We start from the raw sequence: 7,570 nt of genomic DNA on the forward strand, positions 1-7,570 counted from the left end.
CCGGCCCGCCGCCTCGTCGACTCGGGCCGCATCTGTGTCCTGTGTCACGTCGTGTCCCATCTGACCGGTTCTCAAGCCGGTCGATCTTGGCACACCCCCGACTTACACAGCTCCCCTGACAGGGCCGGACGCCGCCAAGAATAACTATCAGCCACGCGCCACCACATGGCCGAAACCGGGGAAAGTCCGGCTCACGTTGTCCGGCCGCAACGGCAACCGGCCGGCCAAAGCGCGCGCGGCCGGCACGCCGGTCTGGGTAAGTACGCCGACCCAGGGACCAACTGATCTCGACGTCCAAGTCATGGATCAAGGCGCCTCCGCCCGGGCCGGCATCGCCGGTGTGCTGTTAAAGCTGAGCTCCCGCGCGGGTTCCGCGCAGGCCCGGGTCGGTGTGGATTACTCGCGCTTCGCCGAGGCCAACGGTGGCAACTTCGGTGCGCGGCTGCAGCTGGCGCAGCTGCCTACATGCGCCCTGACGACCCCAGAAATCCCCGCCTGCCGTACGCGGACCCCGCTTGAGTCCACCAACAACGTCCAAGCCCAGGAGGTCTCAGCACCGGTCAACCTGGCCGATGCAAAGTCCACGGGCGGTACGACCTTGCTCGCCGCTCTCACCAGCACCGGTAGCGACGGCGTCACCGGTGGCACCTACACGGCCACCGAACTCAAGCCCTCCGGATCGTGGGCCGGCGGGGAGAGCTCCGGCAGCTTCAACTACAGCTACCCGGTGACGCTGCCCGGCTCGTCCGGAGGCTTCGAGCCGGCCGTCGGCCTGTCCTACGACTCCGGCAGCATCGACGGCCAGACCGGTTCCACCCAGGCGCAGGCCTCCTGGGCCGGTGACGGCTGGTCCACGCCGCACTCCTACATCGAGCAGTCGTTCGCTTCCTGCAAGGACGACCCGAACGGCTCGGCGGCGCCGAAGCAGACCAACGATCTTTGCTATGACGGCCCGGTGCTGACGTTGTCGCTCAACGGCTCCACGTCGGCCCTGGTCTACGACAATGACAAGGACGTCTTCAAGAGCGAGTCCGACAACGGCGACATCGTCACACACGTCTACGACAAGTCCGCCCGCTACGACGCCGGCTCGTGGAAGGTGACCACCCGCGAGGGTACCGTCTACCAATTCGGTCTCAACAAGCTGCCCGGCTGGGCGACCTCGAAGCCCACCACCAATTCCGTGGACACCGTGCCCGTCTACGGCGCCCACGCCGGCGACCCGTGCTACAGCACCGCCGGGTTCGACGCTTCCGAGTGTGCCATGGCATGGCGGTGGAACCTCGACTACGTCACCGATTCCCACGGCAACGCGGTCGCCTACTACTACAAGCAAGACACCAACTTCTACGGCCGTAACCAGGGCGCCACCATGGACTCCTACGTCCGCGACAGCTACCTGGACCATATCGACTACGGCTTCCGCGACGGCGGCGCCTACGGCACCATCGCTGACAAGGTGCAGTTCACGCCCGGGCCGCGGTGCGTGTCCGGCACCTGCACGCTGGATTCGACGAACAAGGCGAACTTTCCCGACGTGCCGTTCGACCTGATCTGCGCCCAGGGCACCACGTGCACGGCGCAGAGCCCGACGTTCTTCTCCACCGTCCGGCTCACCACCATCACCACCAAGCAGTACGACGTCGTCTCGGGTCAATACCTGCCGGTGGACTCGTACGCCCTGGCCCAGAGCATCCCGGCCACCGGCGACGCGACCTCGCCGACGCTGTGGCTTGGCTCCATCGCCCGCACCGGCTACGACACCACCGCGGGCGGCTCGACCACGGCGATCACCCTGCCGTCGATCTCGTTCACCGGCGGTCGGCTGCCCAACCGGGTGAACCTCAACGACGGGCTGCAAGCTTTCAACCGCTACCGGCTGCAGTCGATCACCTCGGAGACCGGTGCGGTGACCACCGTCGGCTACGAGCTGCCGGAACCGTGCGGCAGCACCGCCGGGCTGGATCCAGCCACCAACACCAACTCATGCTTCCCGGTGCGGTGGCAGCCCGAGGGCTACACCGCCCCGTTCGTGGACTGGTTCAACAAGTACGCCGTCACCCGGGTCACCACCACCGACCCGACCGGCGGCGCCCCAGCCACCGCGACGAGCTACGCCTACCTCGGCGGCGCCGCCTGGCACTTCGACGACAACGAGATCATCAAACCGAAGTACCGCACCTACGGCCAGTTCCGCGGCTACGCCACCGTGCGCACCTTCACCGGTGACGGCGCCAACGACCGGCGCACCCAGTCCGACACCGCCTACTACCGCGGCATGTCGAAGAACAACAACAGCACCGTGGTGAACGTGAACGACTCCCTCGGCGGCGCCCACGAAGACCTCGACGAGCTCGCCGGGGCCGTACTGGAGACGACCGCGTATCAGGGTGAGAACGGCCCCGCCGACAACTCGGAGATCACCGCCTACTGGGTGTCCGCGGCCACCGCAACCCGGACCCGCAGCGGACTACCCGCGCTGACCGCCAACCGGGTCGAGCAGGCCGTGACCGTGAACCGGCAACGGGTCACCAGCGGAGCGACCACCACCTGGCGTTACAACGAGACCGACAACAGCTACTACGACGGCATCACCTCACCGACCTTCGGCCTGCTCAAGACACGCTACAGCCACAGCGTGCCGGCCAACGCCGCATACGACCGGTGCACCAGCAACACGTATGTCCCGACCAGTACCAGCAGCCCGCTGGTCGGGCTCGTCTCCCAGGTTGAGACGGTGTCGGTCGCCTGCGGCGGTTTCACCGAGGGCACCCCCGCATCGGTGCCGGTCACCTTGAATACGCTCACCGCACCGCCGACGGTATCGCGGCCGGCGCAGGTCGTCTCCGCCACGCGCACCTTCTACGACGACCCCACCTTCTCGACCGTCTTTCCGCAGACCGCCGTGCCCACCAAGGGCGACGTCACGATGACGCAGCAGGCGGAGACGTTCGCCAACGGCTCGTACGCCTTCAAGACGCTCGGCAAGTCCACCTTCGACGCGTACGGCCGCGGACTGTTGGCCTACGACGGCAACGGCTACCTCACCAAAACCGAATACGTCGTCAACGCGGCCGGCCTGACCACCGGCACGAAGGTCACCAACCCGCTCGGCGACACCAGTACCAGCACCAGTAGCTCGCTCCGCGGCCTGACCTTGACCGTGACCGACGCCAACAAGGTGGTCACCACCCAGCAGTACGACGCGCTGGGCCGCACGACCGCCGTCTGGCTGCACAGCCGGACCGGCAGCTACCCCGACTACAAGTACGGCTACACCGTCTCCAAGACCGGCATCACCGCCGTAGTCACCGAGCGGATGAACGACGCCACCGGCTACATCAGGTCGATCACGCTCTACGACGCGCAGATGCGGCCCCGACAGACCCAGAGCGTCACCCCGCAAAGCGGCCGGCTGGTCACCGACGCGTTCTATGACAGCCGCGGCTGGACCACTGCCACCTACAACGGCTGGTGGGACTCGGCCACCACGCCCACCATCGGGGCGCCGGTCAGCGCGGCCAACCTCCAGCAGAAGGTTCCCAACCAGACCTTCACCACCTACGACGGCCTCGGCCGCGCCGCGGTCGTCACCCAAGCCCAAAATAACGTCACCGTCTCCAGCACCACGACCGTCTACCAGGGCGACCGCGTCACGACCGTCCCGCCGACCGGCAGCACCGTCACCACCACCGTGACGGACCCGCTCGGACGCACCAGCAGCCAGCTCGAGTACAAGGTCCGGCCAACCGTGACCGTCCCCGCCGACCAATTCACCGGCGCCTACTCGATCACCGCGCCCACCGCCGCGGACAGCATCGTGACCAGCAAATACGGCTACGACTCCCACGGCAACCAGAGCACCGTCACCGACACCACGAACAACAACACGTGGACATCGACCTACAACCTGCTCGGCCAGCTGCTGAGCCGAAACGATCCCGACGCTGGCACGTCCAAGGACTACCAGTACGACGGCAACGGCAACCTAATCCAGTCCACCGATGCGCGCGACAAGATCGTCTCCTACACGTACGACGCGATCAACCGCAGGACCGGCAGTTACGCGGCGACAGCCAATTCCCAGGCCGCCGCCAACCAGCTGACGGCTATGGTCTACGACAACTCCGACAACGCCGTCGCGAACATGACCTATCCCAAGGGCCAACTCACCGGAGCCGTGTCGTACGCGAACAGTCAGGCGTACAGGTTCCAAGCCCGCGGCTTCAACGTCTTCGGCAGCTCCATCGGTGAAACCGTCACCATCCCCACCAACGAGGGACTTCTCGCCGGCACCTACAACCTGGGCCACCTCTACACCGCCAACCGGGGCCTTCCGGCCAAAGACGTCTACGCAGCCCAAGGTGGCTTGCCCGCCGAGACCGTACAGCGGGGATACGACGGCTTCGACATCCCCGACACCCTCGGCGGCCTCACCGGCTACGTCCAAGGCACCACCCAAGACGCCTACGGCCGCACCACCTACCAGCAGCTGGGCACCTCCACCAACCTGGCCAATGTCACCAGCTCCTACTACGACCACACCGGCCTGCTCAAACAGCAGCTACTCACCCGCACCGCCACCAGCCCGAACAACGTCGACCAGCAGGACTACGAATACGACCTGTCGGGCAACCTGATCCACCAGACCAGCACCCGCCTCGCCGCCGACAACGTCGGCGAAACCCAGTGCTTCTCCTACGACGAACTGCGCCGGCTCACCCAAGCGTGGACCGCCACCGACAAATGCGCGGCCACCCCGACCGCTGCCAGCCACGCCATGGTCGGCAACACCATCGGCTCCGGCAGCGCCTTCTGGACCAGCTGGGCATTCGACAACCTCGGCAACCGCACCAGCCAGGTCAAACACGCCGTACCGTCCGGCACCGACACCACGACGAACTACCAGTACACGGCCAAGCCTCACCAAGTCACCTCCAGCAGCACCGCCGGTGGTAGCACCGGCAGCAGCAGCTACACCTACGACTTGGCCGGCAACACGCTGACACGGAATCCCGGCACCGGTGCCCAGACATTGACCTGGGACGACGCCGGACGACTCACCTCCGTCGCCACCAGCCAAGGCACCACGAGCAACGTCTACGCGGCCGACGGGCAGCTGCTGCTCCAGAAAGACCCCGGCAGCACGACCCTGTACCTCGGCAGCCAGCAATTCACGCTCAACACCAGCACGAACACCGTGACAGGAATCCGGTATTACGCCCTCCCGGGCGGCGGAACAGTAATCCGCACCGGAGCCAGCAACAACTACAAGTTCGCCCTCGCCGACCCGCTCGGTACTCCCAGACTCTATCTTGACAGCACTGCCCAGAACCCGTCGTGGCGGCAGCAAACGCCCTATGGCGAGAACCGCGGCGTCAGCATCACCATCCCCGACAACCGAGGCTTCCTGGACAAGACCGTCAACACCAACAGCGGCCTTGTCCACGTCGGTGCCCGCGAATACGACGCCTCAGTCGGACGGTTCGTCAGCGTCGACCCCATCCAGGACCTCATGGACCCGCAACAGTGGAACGGCTACACCTACGCCAATAACAACCCTGTTTCCCTCAGCGACCCTAGTGGCCTCGTACCGATAGATAACGAACTCGATGACCAGTTCGGACATGAGAAGAAGCTCACAGGAAAATACAAAAAGCGCGCCACCAGCCGCACCGTGTACGGCGATTCGCCTCGGAGAGGCGATTTGAACATCTACGACATCAAGGGCTCCGACAACCAACCCGTCAGGAAAGTCTGCGTCACCGGTGTAGCCTGCGTCGACCAGTACGACGTCACGGACATCAACGACTACATCGATCGCTACCATGCCTCGGTTTCGGCCAGCAGCGCACGCAACGGCGGCCAGCCACTCAATGACGTCCAGTACCTCAAGGCGATGCTCGATGCGTGCGCGGACAACACCAGGGACCTCGAAGCCAACTGCTCGGGTGCCGGATACATGAAACGCGTGGACGCTTACGGTGAGGCCAGCAGCGCCCTAGAGGAGCAGCTCCACGGCACCCCGGCCTGGAAGACAGGGACTGCCGTGCTCGGCACAATAGCCGAGGGCGCAGCCAGTGCGGATGCCTGCTTGCTAGGAGTGGTCGGTGGCCGCCGAAGCTTCTCTGCCGACACCCGTGTGCTGCTGGGCAACGGCAAGGTGACGATAGCGTTCAAGAACCTCAAAGCTGGCGACAAGGTGCTGGCCACAGATCCAGAAACCGGCGAGCAAGGCCCCCGAAAAATCTCCACGATATGGGTGCATAAAGACGACCTCTACGTTCTGGTTGTCAACGGCATGCAGCTGACGACCACTGAGGACCACCCATTCTGGGACGTCACCGACCAGCGGTGGGAACGCGCTGATAAACTGGACCAAGGCGACCTGCTCCGCACCCCAACCGGCGCGGAAGCTCGCGTCGACGGCTTCCATAGCCAAACGCGTCGGCGAGCCGACGCTTATAACCTAACTGTTGACGATCTCCACACGTACTATGTGCTCGCCGGCAAAACTCCGGTCCTCGTCCACAACTGCGGTCCGAACCTCCAAAGCCGCAATGACATGGCCGCTAGCGGTATTCGGCCTGGCAGAAATGGCAAAGCAGAAACGAGCCAAGCTGGCCTGGAGTATGATAAGCACCAATTGAATCCAGGTCAGGATTCACCGAAGAGGTTTCTGCCTCGCGTTGGTAGCAACAAGGCCGACCTCGATCGAGCCGGCCAGATGCTGCTGGATGACATCGCGTTTCACCCGCGCGGTGTTGAAGAAATCGTAACGGGCGGCGGATTTGGCGGCGGTACGCGAATAATCAGGCCGGACGGAGTAGGTGCGGTTTTCGACTCTGGCGGCGCGTTCCAGTACTTCGGGAATTTTAGGTACCCAGGATGAATGTGCTGATTCTCAGGAAAGAAACAGATTTACTGACGGAGGTTGGGCGGCGGATTGTCGGAGCTACTGTTCTTGGAGTTACCTATCGTCAGACGGAGCGCGGCGGGTTGAACGTGCCGCCAGTAGGCGTGGCGCATGAGGTGGACCTGGAGGTGGTCTTGAGGCTGTCAACAGGCGTTATCTCGGTGACCTGGGAGAGGGATGATCTAGTCGAAGGTCTCGCTCTAGGCTGGGAGGATGCTGCGGATCCTGAAGGAGTAGCCGCAGTGCCTGCGGACAACAGCGAGAGTTGGCGAGGGCTTGTCGGGCACGCGATAACGAATGTTTACGCCAGTTGGCAGGTAAGTGAAGTTAATTGCCCTGAAAGCATGTGGTCCATACGGTTTTCCTTCGGGCCGCGGCTGCATGTGGTAATCGCACTCGGTGAGCTCGATGTGTCGGGTTGGCCGATGTATCACCCAGACTCTTTGCTGTTGTTGTTTGATGAAAACATGGCCCGCTCATATCGGCCGTCAGGTGCCATTGGTAGCGCTTGGGGGGAGCAGTCGCTTTGAGCCGCCCTGGATCTTCCGGAGAGAGAACCAACTAAGATCTTTTCTCTTCGGGAAGGTAAAGGGGGAATGGTGATGGCGACGCGTAGGTCCTACACGCCGGAGTACAAGGACCAGATTGCCCGGA

At 64.1% G+C, this 7,570-nt stretch carries 2 protein-coding genes; both read left to right on the plus strand.

From position 1 onward, the window contains the following. The first annotated feature begins 196 nt into the window (after window positions 1-196). Complete coding sequence (locus tag ACFQS1_RS40050; protein WP_378978232.1) at window positions 197-6,892, plus strand: polymorphic toxin-type HINT domain-containing protein; 6,696 nt, start codon at window positions 197-199, stop codon at window positions 6,890-6,892. Continuing rightward, entirely contained in the window at window positions 6,889-7,446 is a 558-nt protein-coding gene (locus tag ACFQS1_RS40055; RefSeq protein WP_378978234.1) for a hypothetical protein, read from the plus strand. Before ACFQS1_RS40050 ends, ACFQS1_RS40055 begins: the two co-directional genes overlap by 4 nt. Window positions 7,447-7,570: the final 124 nt, after the last annotated feature.

Origin of the sequence: Paractinoplanes rhizophilus (genome assembly GCF_042664765.1) — a bacterium.
Classification (GTDB): Bacteria; Actinomycetota; Actinomycetes; order Mycobacteriales; family Micromonosporaceae; genus Actinoplanes; species Actinoplanes rhizophilus.

Bases quoted from the DNA above. Each gene is read 5' to 3' on its own strand.
- ACFQS1_RS40055 (WP_378978234.1), top strand. From the start codon at position 6,889: ATGAATGTGCTGATTCTCAGGAAAGAAACAGATTTACTGACGGAGGTT.